Annotated in this window: 19 protein-coding genes and 1 other annotated feature; of the genes, 12 read left to right on the plus strand and 7 right to left on the minus strand. The window is 42.5% G+C overall.

The genetic code is table 11. The features are described 5' to 3' along the window. The first annotated feature begins 76 nt into the window (after window positions 1-76). Together M1D84_RS08005 and M1D84_RS08010 are read left to right on the plus strand one after the other, a co-directional pair. Window positions 77-1,690 (plus strand): M20/M25/M40 family metallo-hydrolase, encoded by a 1,614-nt coding sequence (locus M1D84_RS08005; RefSeq protein ID WP_073206220.1) that lies wholly within the window; start codon window positions 77-79, stop codon window positions 1,688-1,690. Window positions 1,691-1,797: 107 nt separating this feature from the next. Continuing rightward, window positions 1,798-2,277, plus strand: coding sequence for a DinB family protein (locus tag M1D84_RS08010; protein ID WP_073206218.1), 480 nt, complete (start codon window positions 1,798-1,800; stop codon window positions 2,275-2,277). Between the two features lie 35 nt (window positions 2,278-2,312). Here the strand turns inward: M1D84_RS08010 and proC are convergent, their stop codons facing one another. Next, the gene (proC, locus tag M1D84_RS08015; RefSeq protein WP_024428040.1) at window positions 2,313-3,140 is read right to left on the minus strand and encodes a pyrroline-5-carboxylate reductase; all 828 of its coding nucleotides are present in this window, start codon (window positions 3,138-3,140) and stop codon (window positions 2,313-2,315) included. A gap of 41 nt (window positions 3,141-3,181) precedes the next feature. Further along, window positions 3,182-3,393 (minus strand) — a binding site (T-box leader). Between the two features lie 169 nt (window positions 3,394-3,562). Between proC and M1D84_RS08020 the strand changes: the two genes are divergently transcribed. Continuing rightward, window positions 3,563-4,513: an MBL fold metallo-hydrolase gene (locus M1D84_RS08020; protein WP_073206215.1), complete on the plus strand. Its 951-nt coding sequence runs from the start codon at window positions 3,563-3,565 to the stop codon at window positions 4,511-4,513. A 12-nt stretch (window positions 4,514-4,525) separates the two neighbouring features. Continuing rightward, window positions 4,526-5,302, plus strand: coding sequence for an SDR family NAD(P)-dependent oxidoreductase (locus tag M1D84_RS08025; protein WP_213404658.1), 777 nt, complete (start codon window positions 4,526-4,528; stop codon window positions 5,300-5,302). Window positions 5,303-5,365: 63 nt separating this feature from the next. Here M1D84_RS08025 and M1D84_RS08030 read toward each other — a convergent pair whose 3' ends face one another. Then, on the minus strand, window positions 5,366-6,694 hold the full coding sequence (locus tag M1D84_RS08030; RefSeq protein WP_458106433.1) for a CoA-disulfide reductase: 1,329 nt from the start codon (window positions 6,692-6,694) through the stop codon (window positions 5,366-5,368). Between the two features lie 188 nt (window positions 6,695-6,882). Here M1D84_RS08030 and coaA point away from each other — a divergent pair, with 188 nt between their 5' ends. Then, window positions 6,883-7,842 (plus strand): type I pantothenate kinase, encoded by a 960-nt coding sequence (gene coaA, locus M1D84_RS08035; RefSeq protein ID WP_024428044.1) that lies wholly within the window; start codon window positions 6,883-6,885, stop codon window positions 7,840-7,842. 33 nt (window positions 7,843-7,875) lie between these two features. Here coaA and M1D84_RS08040 read toward each other — a convergent pair whose 3' ends face one another. The 4 genes from M1D84_RS08040 to M1D84_RS08055 form a co-directional block, all read right to left on the minus strand. Further along, window positions 7,876-9,111, minus strand: coding sequence for an MDR family MFS transporter (locus M1D84_RS08040; RefSeq protein ID WP_073206209.1), 1,236 nt, complete (start codon window positions 9,109-9,111; stop codon window positions 7,876-7,878). Between the two features lie 199 nt (window positions 9,112-9,310). Continuing rightward, window positions 9,311-9,655 (minus strand): YolD-like family protein, encoded by a 345-nt coding sequence (locus M1D84_RS08045; RefSeq protein ID WP_041117889.1) that lies wholly within the window; start codon window positions 9,653-9,655, stop codon window positions 9,311-9,313. 15 nt (window positions 9,656-9,670) lie between these two features. Further along, window positions 9,671-10,903 carry a DNA polymerase IV gene (locus M1D84_RS08050; protein ID WP_171464494.1) on the minus strand — a complete coding sequence of 411 codons (1,233 nt, stop codon included), beginning with the start codon at window positions 10,901-10,903 and terminating at the stop codon, window positions 9,671-9,673. Window positions 10,904-11,055: 152 nt separating this feature from the next. Then, entirely contained in the window at window positions 11,056-11,505 is a 450-nt protein-coding gene (locus M1D84_RS08055; RefSeq protein WP_024422888.1) for a YfmQ family protein, read from the minus strand. Between the two features lie 279 nt (window positions 11,506-11,784). On the opposite strand from M1D84_RS08055, the gene M1D84_RS08060 reads away from it, so the two are divergent. From M1D84_RS08060 to M1D84_RS08085, 6 genes are all read left to right on the plus strand, one after another. Next, complete coding sequence (locus M1D84_RS08060) at window positions 11,785-12,264, plus strand: GNAT family N-acetyltransferase (protein ID WP_024428048.1); 480 nt, start codon at window positions 11,785-11,787, stop codon at window positions 12,262-12,264. Beyond that, complete coding sequence (locus M1D84_RS08065; RefSeq protein WP_044332778.1) at window positions 12,261-13,235, plus strand: GNAT family N-acetyltransferase; 975 nt, start codon at window positions 12,261-12,263, stop codon at window positions 13,233-13,235. Before M1D84_RS08060 ends, M1D84_RS08065 begins: the two co-directional genes overlap by 4 nt. A gap of 79 nt (window positions 13,236-13,314) precedes the next feature. After that, the gene (locus M1D84_RS08070; protein WP_024428050.1) at window positions 13,315-13,641 is read left to right on the plus strand and encodes an iron-sulfur cluster biosynthesis family protein; all 327 of its coding nucleotides are present in this window, start codon (window positions 13,315-13,317) and stop codon (window positions 13,639-13,641) included. A gap of 12 nt (window positions 13,642-13,653) precedes the next feature. Beyond that, window positions 13,654-13,893, plus strand: coding sequence for a YqkC family protein (locus M1D84_RS08075; RefSeq protein WP_024422884.1), 240 nt, complete (start codon window positions 13,654-13,656; stop codon window positions 13,891-13,893). Window positions 13,894-13,920: 27 nt separating this feature from the next. After that, the gene (locus tag M1D84_RS08080) at window positions 13,921-14,067 is read left to right on the plus strand and encodes a hypothetical protein (RefSeq protein WP_155762198.1); all 147 of its coding nucleotides are present in this window, start codon (window positions 13,921-13,923) and stop codon (window positions 14,065-14,067) included. 128 nt (window positions 14,068-14,195) lie between these two features. Beyond that, window positions 14,196-15,458: a response regulator aspartate phosphatase gene (locus M1D84_RS08085; RefSeq protein ID WP_024428051.1), complete on the plus strand. Its 1,263-nt coding sequence runs from the start codon at window positions 14,196-14,198 to the stop codon at window positions 15,456-15,458. 26 nt (window positions 15,459-15,484) lie between these two features. On the opposite strand, the gene M1D84_RS08090 is transcribed toward M1D84_RS08085, so the two are convergent. Beyond that, window positions 15,485-16,411 carry an alpha/beta hydrolase gene (locus M1D84_RS08090; RefSeq protein WP_458106434.1) on the minus strand — a complete coding sequence of 309 codons (927 nt, stop codon included), beginning with the start codon at window positions 16,409-16,411 and terminating at the stop codon, window positions 15,485-15,487. A 123-nt stretch (window positions 16,412-16,534) separates the two neighbouring features. Between M1D84_RS08090 and M1D84_RS08095 the strand changes: the two genes are divergently transcribed. Then, complete coding sequence (locus M1D84_RS08095; protein ID WP_024422881.1) at window positions 16,535-16,759, plus strand: YqkE family protein; 225 nt, start codon at window positions 16,535-16,537, stop codon at window positions 16,757-16,759. Window positions 16,760-16,845 lie beyond the last annotated feature (86 nt).

Below are 16,845 nucleotides of genomic sequence, written 5' to 3' on the forward strand. Positions count from 1 at the left end.
AAGGTGCTCAAAGAATATAGCTTTTATACACGTTTTTGTATAATGGAGAGATAGAGACATCAAAGGGGGAGAACGGATGAAATGGCAAACAGAGAGTGAACTAAGGGAGCTCCTGACAGCTCTTATGCAGTATGAAAGCATATCAGGTACAACAGGAGAAGTCGCGTTAGCGGAATATTTATATTATTTGTTAAGGGAGCGGCCTTATTTTGAGCAGAACCCTGATCATTTGGCTTTGCATCCGATGAAAGATGGCCGGTATTATTTAACGGCACTTGTGAAGCGCAGTACGCTGCGGCGTACCGTGCTGCTTCTTAGTCACTTTGATGTAGTCGATACAGAAGATTACGGCGAATTTCAAAACATGGCATGCAAGCCTGAAGAGTTAATGGCTTCCTTTTCGCAAAAAAGTGAGCTTCTTCCAAAGAGGGCAAGAGAGGACCTTGCTTCAGGCGACTGGCTGTTTGGAAGAGGGGCCATGGATATGAAAGCAGGTCTCACCGTACAGCTTTCTATGCTGGAAAGGGCGATGACAGGAACATTTGATGGAAATATCCTGCTCGTCACAGTTCCTGATGAAGAAGTGAATTCACAAGGAATGCTTGAGGCTGTGCCGAAATTAAAAGAGCTTAAAGAAAAACATGATCTTGACTATACCGCGTGTTTAAACAGTGAGCCGATGTTTGAAAAGTATCCAGGGGATGAACATCATTATATGTATACAGGCAGCATAGGAAAGGTATTAGCTGGATTTTTCTGTAAAGGGATTGAAACACATGTAGGAGAGCCTTTCTCAGGCTTAAATGCGAATTTTATGGTATCTGAACTAAACAGGCTGTTAGAGCTCAATAGTGATTATTGTGAGGAAGTAGATGGTGAAGTAACACCGCCTCCAACGAACTTAATGCAAAAGGACTTGAAAGAAGCCTATTCCGTTCAAACACCTCACACAGCCGTATCTTTATTTAATGTGCTCATGATGAAACGTTCAAGTGAAGAACTGCACGGACTTCTCTATGAAACTGCGAAACAAGCAGCAGACCAAATCGAGGCCAATCTTCAGCAAAAAACAGCGGACTTTCAGCGCTTTAAACACTTTACTCCAATTGACACTCAGGTGACGGTTCTTACGTATCACGAGCTGTATCAAAAAGCCGCAGAACGCTCTGGTGAACAGGAAGTCGAGCGCATTGTCAACTATGCATTCGCCAACCGAGGTGAACTTGGAGATCGTGATTTTTCAACGAAAATTGTCTCGGAGCTGACGACGCTATGTAAGGAAGAAGGACCGCTGATTGTTCTATTTTATAGTCCGCCATTTTACCCTTCGGTGTCCTCAACAGAAGATCCGCATATTCAGAAGACATTCAAGAAGATTCAAAAAGAGGCAAAAGAGGTATATGGACTTGAAGTAGAGGAAGTGAAATATTTCCCGGGATTGTCTGATTTAAGTTACTTACAGCTCGAAAAGCAGGAAGTAGGTCATTATACAACCAATATGCCGCTTTACCAAAAAGGCTATTCTTTACCGCAAGGAGAAAAGGAAGCCCTTTACGTTCCAGTCATCAACGTAGGTCCACTAGGAAAGGACCCGCACAAATGGACAGAGCGGCTGCACGTCTCGTTCTCTTTTGGCATTTTGCCAGAATTGCTAGAATCAACGATTCATGCTTTATTAGAGAAAAAATAAGTAGATGTAATGAAGAGCTCTATCTTGATGATAGGGCTTCTATTTAATAAATAGAAGATGATATTAAAGAAGACTTACATTTATTTGAAGGGGGGGAAGAAAATTAAATGGAAACTGGGAAATTAACAAAAACAGACATCATCACATCGCTTCAGGAAAGTATGAGTGAACTAGAGAAGCTAGTGGAGGCTTGTGATGATTATACACTGGATCGATCTTTAGGGGAGGATAAATGGTCAATTAAGCAGCTCACCGGGCATTTGTATGACACAGAAGAAGTCTGGTCAGAGCGGATAGAGCAGGCGATATCAGATCATCACACGCCTTTTCAATCATATGATCCTGAAATGTATGTGAAAGAAAGAGCGTATGAATGGTATAACGCAGAGGAGATCAAAGCATTGATCAAACGGATGAAAGAGAGAAGAAACAACACGCTTCGGCTATTAGAAAAAGATATATGGGAACAATCCGGTCTGCATCCGGAAGAAGGAGTGATGACCGTCCAAGTATTAGCTGAAACCATCGCTTTACATGAACAACATCATCTGGATCAAATCAAAGCCATCATGTCAATGAGGCAGTGAAAAGCACCTGTCATCAAAACAGGTGCTTTTCAATTTCATTTATACGTACTTGCTGAAAACATTTCATTTAATTCTGCTGCGCGTTTAGTGGCTGTTTTGACACAATCGACAACGGCCTCTTCAAATTGATAGGCAGCCAGTGTGTTCAGGCCGGCTTCTGTTGTTCCGCCTTCACTTGTGATTTCTTTGCGCAGTTCGGCCGGCTCTTTTCCGCTGTCTTGAAGCATATTAGCGGCGCCCGCAATCATTTGGCAAATGAGTAATTTCGCAGTTGCTTGGTCCATTCCAAGTTCTGAAGCACCTCGCTCCATTCCTTCAATCAAATGATAAATGAAGGCAGGGCCGCTGCCTGCGATGGCTGTCACAGCATTTAGCTGCGATTCATCTAATACTGTGACATGCCCGATCGTTTCAAACAGCTCGACGGCCTTTTTCTTTTGCTCCTCTGTCACTTCATGACTTACGGCAATACCAGTTGCTGACTGCTGAATCGCCGCTGATGTATTTGGCATCGCACGAACGACTGCACTCTTTCCGCCAGCATAGTGTTGAATCGTTTCAATAGAAATACCCGCTAAAATAGAAATGATCAGCTGTCCATGTAAATGAGGACGGACTTCAGAAATTCCGCTTTCTGCATCCTTCGGTTTTAAGGCAAAAACGAGAATATCCGCTTCTTCATAAATAAAGGACCGAGCGAAATCCGTTTTGACCCCATAACGCGCCTGTAATTCCTCTAATCGTTTTTCATTCGTTTTGTTTGTCACAATGATATCTTCATTCGACATCATGCCGCTTTTTAATAAACCTTTGATCATAGACTCTGCCATTGAGCCTGCACCGATAAATCCAATTTTACTCATGAGCTGCTCCTCCTTGTAGAAAATAAAAAAACCTCTCGCCTGAAAAGGACGAAAGGTTTTTCGCGGTACCACCCTCAATTAGCATGCAAACATGCATACTCAGCTCTAGTCCCTTAACGCGGGAAACGTTTAGGTTTGCCTAACAGCTCAAAGGGCAGGTTCAGCAAATAAGAGGATGGTGAAGTCTTTCAGCCGGCGGACCTCACTCTCTTGCATCATTATTTTGCTTACTAATCCTTGTCATCGCGCATCATATATTTGTTGTTCATTATGCAACGATGGACAAGTTTATGTCAATAGGGGCAGTTAAAAAAATTGCCCGTCTAAACCGCATGACAGTCTGCCTTTTGCAAGATACAATGAAGTAAGAAGGCTTAAGTACCCACAATCATGAGTCAAAAAGCAGGAGATGACGTATAAAAGTGAAAGAAGAGATCATTCAATTATCCATCCCGACGCCGTTTGCTGTTGGGGATGTGTATGCATATGTATTAAAAGGAGAGGCCGTAACCTTAGTTGATTGCGGGCCGATGACAGAAGAGGCAGAGCATGCTTTTGTCACGCAATTAAAGGAACATCGTTTATCGATAGACGATATTGATCAGGTGGTGCTGACCCATCATCATGCAGATCATGTCGGTCTGTTAAATCTGATGAAACCTCATGTCCGTGTGATCGGACACCAGCTAAATGAGCCGTATATTAGTCAGGATCCAGTGTTTAAGCAGCGCCAAGTGGACTTTATGATTCCTTTTTTTCAGCAGTTAGGTGTCCCGCTTCGGCAAAATGAGTGTGAAAAAATGGTGAAGCAATCTTATACATATTCTTGTACTTCACATGTAGATGAGATCATAAAAGAAGGTGATCGTTTAAGCGGGCATGAACACTTCTTTGTGATGGAAACACCCGGACACGCACAGTCTCATCTTTCCTTTTTAGATGAAAGAACGGGGAATTTTATTGGCGGCGACCTGCTTTTGACGACCATTTCTTCAAATCCGTTAATGGAAGCACCGGATGAGGGCGAGGAACGTCAAAAATCACTGCTTCAATATAAAGCATCACTCAATCGGTTATTGCGTCTGCCAATCAAGACGATTTATCCAGGACACGGTCAGCTCATCACGTCCCACCATGAATTGATTGAAGAAAGATTTAAGAAACAAGAGAAACGAGCAAATACGATGTATCAGCTGCTTAAACAAAAAGAAATGACGGCCTTTCATCTTTGCCGCAAGCTATTTCCTGTGATGTATGAAGAGGCCTTGTTTTTAACGATGTCTGAGACAGTCGGGCAGCTGGATGTGCTCTTAGAGGCTGGGCGAATTGAAGAAATGCAAAAAGACGGAATCGTCTATTACAGAGCAAACTAAGGAGTGAGACACATGGGGCGATTGACAGGAAAAAGGATTTGGATTACTGGCGCATCTGGGGGCATTGGTGAAAAAATGGCGTACTTGGCAGCAGAAGAAGGCGCAGAGATCATTATTTCAGCAAGACGAGTGGAAAAGCTTACTAGTGTGAAAGAAAAAATTATGAGTGCTGGCGGGGTGTGTCACATCACTCAGCTTGATGTCAGCCAGCTTGAGGACATTGATCGCGCGTATGAAGAAGTGGGGCCGGTCGATATTTTGGTCAACAATGCCGGCTTTGGCGTATTCGATCTCGTCGAAGATGCCTCCATAGAGGAAATGGTGTCGATGTTTGAGGTGAATGTGTTTGGCTTAATCGCCTGCACGAAAAAGGTCATCCCTGAGATGAAACAAAGAGGGCAGGGACATATTATCAATATCGCATCCCAGGCAGGAAAGATTGCGACTCCCAAATCAGCTATTTATTCCGCATCAAAGCATGCCGTTCTTGGATTTTCAAACAGCCTCAGAATGGAGCTGGCAGACTCAGGCATTCACGTGACGACGGTCAACCCAGGACCAATTGCCACAGACTTCTTTACCATCGCTGACCGCAGCGGTGAATATGTGAAGAACGTTGATTTTATGATGCTGAGTGCGGACAAGGTGGCAGGGAAGGTCGTATCTGCCATGATGACGAAAAAGAGAGAGATTAATCTGCCCGGCTGGATGAACGCTGGCAGCAAATTGTATCAGTTATTCCCATTTTTATTTGAAAAAGCAGCACGCAAAGCGATGATGAAAAAATAATAAAAAAGAAACCGGTTTTGAACTGGTTTCTTTTTTTGAAGTATGGCTTCATTGTGACACTTTCTATATCCGTCTTGCCGCTTGCTGAAGCGGGTCCCATACACTGTTAAACGGCGGTGCATAGCTAATATCTAAATCTTCAAGATCTGTTATGGTCAGCTCTTGGTAAAGGGCAGCCGCCACGATATCGATCCGTTTATCTACACCGTTTCTGCCGATGATTTGGGCACCAAGCAAAGTATGGTCATCGCTTCTGTAAATCAGTTTCACTTTCATTTTCTGCGGTTCTGGGTAATACTTCGCGTGATCTGTACTATCAATGGTGATGACGGAGAAAGGAATATCCGCCTCTTTTGCTTCTTTTTCTGATAAGCCTGTTCGTCCCGCTGTCACGTCCATAAATTTCATGACGGCTGTTCCAGTCACGCCTTGAAACGCCCGGTTTGTCCCTGTCATATGAAATCCTGCGATTCTCCCTTGTTTATTCGCAGTTGTGCCGAGCGGAATATAATCCAGTGATTTTTTGATGCGGTGATAGGTTGCCGCGCAATCACCGGCAGCATAAATGTCTTTTATATTGGTTTGCATGTATTGATTTACTGCAATAGCGCCATTTTGAAGACGCTTGATTCCGGTATGATGTAAAAAGGAGGTTTGCGGAGTGACACCGATGGCCATGATGACCATATCTGTTTGTATGGTTTGTTTGTCTGTGATAACAGCTGTGACATGTGACTTGCCTTCTAATTGCTGTACCGTTTCTCCAAGCGATACGTGAATGCCCTTGGCGTCAGCCTCTTCTTTAAGATATTTTGCCATATCGGAGTCAAAGCCCGGGCCGAGTGCTGCTCCCCGCTGAATGATATGTACGTTTTTTCCGAGCGCTTTTAAATTTTCAGCCATTTCAAGGCCGATATATCCACCGCCAATGATCGTGACATGTGTGATATCCTTTTCTAAATGTTCTAAAATGGACAGCGCATGCGGGATGGTTTTTAATACGTGTACGCCTTCTAATGGCTGGCTGTCTAAATCCAGTGTGACAGGGCTTGCTCCTGTCGCAATTAAGAGGCGGTCGTAGCTTTCTGTAAAGGGTTCTTTTGTTTTCGTATGATGACCCGCCACTGTTTTTTGCTCTGGGTCAATGGAGGTCACTTCGTGTAAGCATCTGGCGTCAATTCCATATTTCTCACGAAAGGTTTCAGCACTGCGTGCGATCAGCTTTCTGTGATCATCAATGAGTCCGCCGATCAAGTAGGGGAGTCCGCACTGTCCATATGAGAAAATCTCTCCTTTTTCAAAAGCAACAATGTATGCATTTGGATCCTCTCTATATATTTGCATAGCGCAGCTCATTCCAGCCGCATCTCCGCCAATCATCACATATTTCATTTAGTGTGCTCCCTTCTATCTATCGTACTGAATACTCTTATTTACCCTCATATTCCTTTTTTTAATGCTTTTTTTCGCAAAACAAACAAACTTTCGTTGAAAAATAAAGACAGCGCCTTCATTTTAAGCTACAATCGGATTATCGTCTTTTTGGGTTACGAGTTTAGTGAAGATTGGTGGGAAAGACTTTGAGTGACACGCGACTAGATTTTAATACGCTATACACGCGCCATACGAGAGAGGCCTGGGCAGCTCTTGGAGAATATATGCCGGTATCTGTTTCAGAAGAGGAAGCAAGAGCGCTGCAAGGGTTAAATGACTATTTATCGCTTGAAGAAGTTCGAGATATTTACATACCGCTTATTCGTTTTCTGACATTACATGTCTTTGCAGAAAAACAAAAAAACCAGCATGTGAATGCCTTTTTAAACTACCCGCATCATGCCAAAATTCCCTTTTTAATTGGGATTGCTGGAAGTGTAGCTGTCGGGAAAAGCACAACGGCTCGTATCATTGAAACGCTTTTATCTAGGCTTGGAGATGGGCTGAAGGTGAGTCTTGTGACAACAGATGGCTTTTTATATCCTCAAAAAGAATTAAAGGATCGAGGGCTGATGGAAAAGAAAGGCTTCCCGGAAAGCTATGATGTCAAAGCCCTGCTGTCTTTTTTGAATGAATTAAAATCAGGTAAACAAACTGTGCATGCCCCGGTATATTCGCATCTGACCTATGACCGGCTAGAAGGGGTGTATGAAACAGTAGAGGATGCGGATATTGTCATCATTGAAGGAATCAATGTGCTCCAATCACCAGCGCTGGATGATCTGAAGGATGAACCGCGTGTGTTTGTATCCGATTTCTTTGATTTTTCGATTTATGTAGACGCCGCTGAAACGCAAATTCAGTCATGGTATAAAGAACGATTTCGTTTGCTAAGAGAAACAGCCTTCCAAGACCCTGAATCCTTCTTTCATCAATATAAAGATTTGACGGATGAAGAGGCAGATCAAATGGCAAGCACCATTTGGAATACCGTGAACCGCCCTAATTTATATCAAAATATTTTACCGACAAAATATCGGGCTGATCTCATTTTGAAAAAAGGGGATCAGCATAAGGTGGAAGAGATCGCCATCCGCCGGGTATAAAGAAAAAACCGCTCAAACGAGAGAGCGGTTTTTTTAATGATCTCCACTTACTTTAACAGCTATGGCTGCTGCCGATCGCTTTTTTAGACGGTAATATCCAATGAGTAAGAATGGAACGCCTGCGATGGTGATCATTGACAAGACCGTAAAAATGGAGAGGGGATGGGCTGCGCCAAAATAGTCAATGCACAGTCCGCCGACAAATGGTCCGATGACACTGCCGAGCTGAGAAAATCCCATCGCCCCAAAGTACGATCCCTTCACTTCAGGCTTTGCAATATTGTCTACAAAAAGATCCATCATCGCAAACAGCAGAACCTCCCCAATTGTAAACACGACAATGATGAAAGCAAGCATGCCGAGACTTTGTGAAAAAGCAATGGCAAACAAACTGCCGGCAAGAAGAATATTCCCGGTGGTCAGCGACAAAATGGTGGAGTAGCGCTTTGCAATCATGATGAGCGGGTATTGTATGACAATGACAACCACTGCATTTAAAGATAAAAGATATCCAAACAGTTTAGGACCATCCTCAATCATAGGTGACGCTGATAAGTATTGAGGCAGCGTTGAGCTTAAATGCGAATACCCGAACGAACATAAGGTAACGCCGATGAGGATGATGCTAAAGACTGTATCTTTTTGGATAATGGAAAGGGCTTTTTTGACGCTGATTTGTTTCGTGTTTTCTGGAGCAGCAACTGGATGCTTCTGAAATTGCCAAGCCAGCGTTAATCCGTATAACAAATAAATGAAGGCAGCGACAAGAAATGGAAATGTTGTTTTCGATGATCCAAGATATAAGCCAAGCAGCGGGCCGAAGATTACACCGATGTTAATGGCCGTATACCGTAAATTAAAAACAAACAACCGAATACTTGATGGGGTGACATCAGATAAGAGCGCCTTAGACGTTGGTTCAAACAGTGCCCGGCACAGTCCGTTTAAAGCGTTCATGAGAAAGAAGACCCAAATGGCATCTGCAAACGCAAAGCCAACAAAGACAAATGACCAGCCGAAGATGGATAGAAGCATGACTTTTTTTCTGCCGATTCGGTCAGAAACATAGCCGCCGTAAAAACTCGCCACGATCCCAATAAGGGAGCTGACGGCAATGATTAACCCAGCTGAAGAAGCTGAGGCCCCTTTGACTTGTGTCAAATAAACGGCTAAAAAAGGAATGCTCATAGACGTCGCCATTCGGCCGAATATGGTACCGATGATGATTGTCCAACTAAGTGGATGTAAAGTACGTAAGTTATTTTTCATGCTGTTTCTCCCCTGAGTGTTAAGATGTTCCAATCATACATGAAAAATTGTGCAAATTAAATACACAATTTGATGGAGGAGACATCCGTCATATGGCAGAGGAGCCTTTAATGGCCCCGCAAATTCGAAGTCTTGTTTTTTTCTCCCGGTGCTTCTATGTCTTTTAGTATGCTGATTCGTACGATCACTTAAAGACAATTTAATCAAGATCAATCGCGACAATTTGCTGCAAGGACAGGTGGAGAACATCTTCATCATTGACGATTTTTATGCGCTGCGTTTCATAATGAATGGTTTTCACCCAGCCCCAAAACTGCTGTTTCATACCTGCTGCAGCATATGTCACGCAAATCGCTTGGTCCTCTGTAATCGACTGTGTGATCAAAAAATTCATTTCCTCTAGCTGATCAGTACTCAGCGAAGGAGGTGTGTATTCTTTTTTTTTCCGTTTTTGAGCAAGCAGCTGTTCACGGTGCTCTGGGAGCATCATTCGGCTTGATTCCCACATGATGTTGTATCCAGGTGTTAATTTATTGGGATTCATGGCTGTTCGCCTCCGTTATTTGTAATGTCCACCAATTTTTTCGGCGCGGTGATACGCCTGCCCTGCGCTTGTTAGTGACGAAGCGTGCAAGAGTGCAGCAGGTCCATACTTCATATGGATCGCATCAAATACTTTGCTGAGTCTGTCTTTTTTGAAATGGTGATCAAATAAACTCAGCTGATATTGGCTGTCAGGCTGCAGCTGCGAGAGAGTAATACCTACACTGCGAATGGGCTGGCCGTCCCAGTGCTGCTGACATAGCTGAATAGCTGCTTCTGCAATATCTGTTCCGTATTGTGTGGGTGAATGGAGCTTGATTTGTCTATGAAATCCAGTCGGATGAGAAAAATCAGCGCCTCTTACGCCAACAGACACCGTTTGCCCAACATAATGCTTAAAGCGCGCACGTCTTGCCACTTCTTCACTCAATTCAAGAAGGGCGACTTTGATGTCCTCAAAGGACGCATAATCATGGGGAAGGGTCATATGATGCCCAACCGCTTTTTGCTGATCATGTGTGTGAAGAGTGACCGGGGAAGGGTCGTGTCCTAAAGCAGTTCGCTGCAGAAGCTCCCCGTTGATTCCCCAGCGTTTTTTTAGCCGGTCTAACGGATAAGCAGCAAGCGTCCCGATGGTACTGATGCCCATTCGTTTTAAATGGTGCTCCATCCGTTTGCCGACGCCAAATAATTTTCCAATCGGAAGCGGCCATAAATCAGCCGCAACCCGGTCTGCACGAAGTTCATAGATGCCAGATTTGTTTTTTTTAGCAAAATGGTCACAGGCCATTTTAGCGAGCACTTTATTAGGGCCAATGCCAACACGTGCGTAAATGCCTGTCTGGTTCATAATGGTCGTTTGTATATTTTGAGCGATCTCGCGCGGCGAACCGAGTAGTGTCACACTTCCCGTAATATCGAGAAACTGTTCATCAATTGAATAGGGTTCGACAAGATCTGTGTATTGTTCAAGCAGTTCTGTCATCATGACAGAGACATCAAGGTAGCGCTGCATACGTGGACGTACGACGACGGCTTCAGGGCATTTCTCCTTTGCTTCCCATAATCTTGATGCATTTTGTACGCCCCGTTTTTTAGCGAGCGGGCAGGCCGCAAGTACGACCCCGCTCCGCCGCTCGGGATCTCCTGAGACGATGAGCGGCACATCCTTCAAATGGGGAGCCTCCACTTTTTCGACTGACGCATAAAACGACTGCATATCCACAAGCAGAATGGCTCGTTCATTCATGATTTTCACCTCTTAGAACGTATGTTCTGTATACATTTTAACCGCCAGAAGGTGAAATTGATACTGGTAAATCATTCAAAGAGAAGAGTGTAAATCCATACAAAAAAGACGAAGTGTCTCCACTTCGTCTCATCTGGGTAAAATGAGTCATTTTAAGCATGTGCTAAGTTATTTGATGTTTGGAGCGGCTCAGAACGCAAACGATAGGCCGTTAGTTTTTTCTTAGGCTTATGGGTAAACTGCCGCACCACATCCACATGGTCATCGTAATGATACAGATAAAGGGTTACATCATGCTTGCCAAGCTTTGTTTGCATGGTAAGCGGCGCCGGCCCTTCCTGCGGATGAAGAAAACGCTCTTCGTCACCAGGATAAATATAATAGCGTTCAATAAAGATCGCATCATTAAAATGTTGAATAATTTCGGATGTTTGCTGATCATCGAGTGGACGTCCTTGAAACGTCATCGTTGTTTGATCACTTGTTACTTTTGCATGCACCGCATAACGACTAAAAAGGCGTTCAACAACACCCGAAGGCAGCGAAGTGACAAGCAGCTTTAAAAGACTAAACACAACAAGTGAAGTAACAATCCAAACCAATATCATCATCTCCAATAAACGTTTGTTCCATTTCCTATATGAACCATCTTAACATAACAAAAGAATGGATCTTTCGCATAAAAAGTGAACTTTTTGAAATAAGTGTGAAGATTTAAAAGGAGATGATAGCAAAAGAACGAAGAACCAACAAAGCTGAAAGGAAAAAAGGCTGATACATCACCTTTACAAACAATTGATCAGACAGGTAGACTATTGAAACAGTTGATTTTTTGTGAAAAAAGAGCGGTACAGCTAAAAATGAAAAGGGGCGAGGCCATCATGATACGTCAAGTGAAGCCGTCAGATTTTTATGCGGTCACATCCGTCATTCAAAGCTGGTGGGGAGGCAGAGATTTACGAGCGAAATTGCCAAAGCTATTTTTCGAACATTTTCAGCAAACAAGTTTTGTCGTTGTTGAAAAAGGTGAACTGATCGGCTTTCTAGTCGGTTTTTTATCGCAATCGCATTCAGATGAAGCGTATATTCACTTTGTTGGGGTACATCCAGACCACCGGAAATTGAAGATTGGCAAAATTCTCTATCAAGCGTTTTATGAAGCGGCTGAAAAGGAAGGAAGAACAACGATTAAGGCTATTACAGCTCCTGTCAATAAAGTCTCGATTGCTTACCATACAAAGCTCGGTTTTCAGATAGAAAAGGGAGATAAAACAGTGGATGGTATTTCAGTTTTTTCAGATTACGACGGCATTCATGAAGACCGGGTGCTATTTGTGAAAAAGCTGGAGGCGAAAGCATGATCATCAGACTGGATCAAAAAAATGAAGAACAAGCGAAAGAGCTGTTACATATCCAATTGGCTGCATATCAGCGGGAGGCAGAACAAATTGGCTATCAAGATTTACCGCCCTTAAAAGAAACGGTTCAAGACATAATAGAAACAGATGAGATTTTCATAGGCTTTGAAAAAGAGGGGCATTTGTTAGGAATCGCTTCATATGAACTGCATGATGATCGGATCATCCTCAGCCGGTTAGCTGTGCACCCACATCATGTCAATCAAGGAATCGGGACAGCGCTCCTGCAATCCATTATCCAGTATCAAAAAACAATCGAGCTCACAACAGCAGAGGCAAATACACCAGCAATTAAGCTTTATGAAAAACTAGGGTTTAAACAAAAGGCCCGTTTGCAGGTGGAAAACAAGCTGATGTTAACAAAGATGGAACGTTTGATGCTTCGAAAGGTGGAAGTGATTGAATACCAATCGAGCTGGCCAAAACAATTTCAAGATGAGCATGACAAGCTGAAAAAGATAGTTGGCGACAACTGGGTATATGGCCACCATATTGGCAGTACGTCAGTCATAGGAATGGCGGCTAAGCCAATTATTGATATCTTGCTAGAGGTGAAGCATATCAGCACGTTAGATGAGTGTAACCCCCTGTTTCGCCAGCTTGGATATGAACCGCTCGGAGAAAATGGACTCAAGGGAAGACGTTTTTTTAGAAAAGGCGGCTTGAACCGAACACATCACGTTCACGCCTATGAAGCCGGCCATGATGATGTAAAAAGGCATTTGGTGTTCCGAGATTATTTAAAAGCTGCACCTGATCGTGCCAAAGCCTATGCAGATAAAAAGCGTCAATTGGCAAAAGCCTATCCTGAAGATATGGCAAGTTATATCAAAGGAAAAGATGAGCTCATTAAAGAAATTGAACAAGAAGCGTACAATTGGTCAGACCAGTTAAAGACAAATGATCAGACATAAGAGCTAACAGGGCGTGAACATGTTTAATTGATGACTGATATGTTACAATGTAACAATCAACGAAAAAAGGATGTTCGGCATGTATATTCATATAACAGAACCAGCAGCAGCGTTCCTTACAAAACAACAAGCAGGGCATGAAACAAAAGAACTGCTCCTTCGATATGATTCAGATGGGTGCGGCTGTGCGGTAAGCGGTGTCCCAATGATTTGGCTTACAGGTGAAAGAACAGGCGAATGGGAAGAACTCAAGCATAATCAGCTCTTTAAGCTGTACATACACACAGCACAAAAGGTCTTTTTTGACGAGGAAATGACGATTGATTTTAACGAAAAAGCCAACACACTCATGTTGAAAAGTCCTCAACAAATACTCAGCCCGAGAATGGGTATACTTGTAAAGTAAGGTGGAAATGTAGTGGATCAAAAGCTAAAAGTGATACAAAATACGGCACAAAATAAAACATGGGTGTCGTTTTTAAATAACAATCATCCCTATAGCCTTTTGCACTGGTCAATAGGTGGAATGGATTCGGTGAAAAAGGACGTTTGGCTTCTTCAGGATGAAGTCACATTTGAAACAGAAGAATTTCCAACGCTCGAATTAGCTGTCAATTGGATCAAAGAGAATATGGACCAAGTAACAGATGTATTATAAAAGCCCTTTTTCGGAAGGGTTTTTTTCGTGCGTTCATCATCTCATCAAACCGCATGGCTGTCTAATCCGGAAAATGATCTTTTGGGAACGGAAAAAGCCGTTTTTCAACAAACAATTCGACAAAATGAGCAAGCTGGAAATAAAAAAATAATGGCTGTAAATGCCGAAAAATAGGCATTTGTAGCGTTAATTGCGGGATACCGAAAACTTTGCGAAAAATGACATTTCATATTTCTTCCATTCGAGGAAATGTGATAGAATACAACATGTATCGTATATGAGAAGGGAGGTGCTAAAGTGAATTGAAGCTCAAGCTGTCATCGCCTCAGGTTGGAATCAAAATAAACGAATGGTATAGGCAGATTTGCGGATTTCATGTGATGAAAGCAGAGAAGCTGAAGGCGGAGATCGAGCAGGAAATCCTGGAGATGGAGCAGGATCAAAACTTGTTATTGTTTTACCAGCTGATGGATTTTCGCCACAAGGTGATGCTTGAATATTTTGAACCGGCAAAGAAAGCCTCGAATGATGAAGAGATTAAGAATTTGCTAGAAACGATTGAACATTCACAAACGAAATTAACGGATATGCTTGAATACTATGTTCATTTTTTCACAGGAATGTTTGAATTTGAACAGAGAAACTATTTAAGTGCCATTGCTTATTACCGCTCAGCAGAAAAAAAGCTCAATCTCATATCAGATGATATAGAAAGAGCAGAATTTTACTTTAAATTAGCAGAAATTTACTACCACATGAAACAAACCCACTTTTCGATGCACTATGCCTTGCAAGCGTTAGATACGTATTCTGCCTACAGAACGTACACGCTGAGAATCATCCACTGTGAATTTGTCATTGGTGCAAACTATGATGATTTGAAATGCTATGAACATGCATTGCCCTACTTTAAAAATGCTCTAAAGCGAGCACGCTCAATTGGAAACCCTCGAGTCATAGGTTCGGCCCTTTTCAACTTAGGTAACTGTTATTATCAAATGAACGATCTTGCGGAAGCAAGCCGTTATCTGAAAGACTCTATTGAAGTGTTTGAAAAGGAGAATTTAACCCATCTTAATCGCTCTCTAGACCCACTATTTATGCTGACACAAATCCTGTTTAAACAAAAACAAATAGAAGAGTCGTTAACCCTCTATCAACAAGGTATTATGAAGGCCTGTGAATTAGAAGATGAAATTTACATCTGCAAATTTCAGTTCTTAAAAGCATTATACGTTGATGCAGACATAACAATCATAGACGATACATTAGACCTGCTCGAGGACAAGCGCTTATACCCAGATATTGAGGAATTGGCACTTGATGCGGCTCATTATTACAATGAGCTTGGACTGTTTGAAGTATCTACCCGGTTTTACGAAAGGAAAATTCAAGCCATATCAAAAATCCAAAATGGGGGTCATTTATATGAAAACGAGTTTGATAGTTCTTTTATTGGCAGCAACTGCAGGATTATCGGTCATGAGTCAGCAGCAATCGGAAGAGAGCCATATGGAGCTTGCGGGCAGACACCATACAACAGTGGTGACTATCGTATAAGTTAGCTCAAAAAGAGGGGACGAACTGCTGTTCATTCTCCTCTTTTATTTTCATTCAATTCAAATCTTTGAAGAAATGCTTGAATTTCTTGCTCATAAGCTTCCTTATTTTCGCTAAAAGACATTGCATGCGCACCGTGTGGCGCAATAAATAACTGTTTGTCGCCCTTTTTTCGTGCATATAACTGCTGACTTTGCTCACAGGGGATATAGTCGTCATGGCGGCTATGAATAAAAAGTACAGGTTCTTTCACCTGATCAATCACATCAAGAGGGGAAACTTGCCGGATGCGGTATCCGTCCCGCCATTTTAACACTTGATCACTTAGTGGAAGAATCCACTCTCCTGAAAGGCGAAAATCTGTTTTTAATCGATAAAGAAGCTGGTCCTCAAAAGAAGCAAAAGGGCAGTCTGCTATGTAAAAATTGGCGTTTGCTTCCGGCTTTGCAGCATATAACAAGGTCGTGACTGCACCCATTGATTCCCCGTGTATCCCAATGATGGCACTTTCTCCGAGTTTTTGTCTGAGCCACTTTACGATCTTTGCTAGATCTTCTTTTTCATAATATCCATAACTCGTGGTTTTTCCGCCGCTCATCCCATGTCTTCTATGATCATAAAGCATCACATTCCATCCGAGCTTTTGGAATAATTTCATATACTTAACGGAGTTAATCAAACTGACTGTAACACCGTGGCAAAGGACGATTGTGCGTGTTGTATGTGGATACGGCACAAAATAGCCATGGAGATCATAACCAAATGCTGAAGGAATACACACTTTCTCTTTTTTAAGCTGTTGAAATTCCTCATGATGATAATGGCCTCCATCTGATTCTCGTTTGATGAGCTCTTCAACCGTTAATTTTCGAATATACATCATTTTATTGGTGAAAAAAATGCCGATTGCAGCGAGTGGACATAATATGAAGGCAAATATAGCGATCCATTTCTTCATCTAGCCGATTCTTCCTTTCCGGAGTTTTTTCTATGACGATCATACCACATCTTGGGAGATTGGCGTGCCTCTTGCTCAGAAAATAAAACGGATGATACACTAAGTCAAAAGGAGAGAGGCACAATGAAAAAGACCAAACAAGATCAAGCGAAATTAAAGGATGGCATAAACGATGATGTCAAACAGCAGCTTCTTCAAATGAAGCAGAACCTTGCCGTCGAAACAGAAAAAAGAGAAGAACAAAAACGACAAGACCTCCTTCGGCAGCAGAAAGAAAAAGAAAAAAACAAAAGCTTTTCAGAGCTGCTAGATGAAAGCCATTTAGACTGGAGAAAGTATAAAAGCTAAAAAAGAGGGCGATGATGCTCTCTTTTTTTCATACCATCATTTTAAGATAGATCTACAGCAGAAACATAGAAGTGCTTAAAGAGAAA

The sequence above is a fragment of the Bacillus sp. PK5-006 genome (assembly GCF_054161415.1).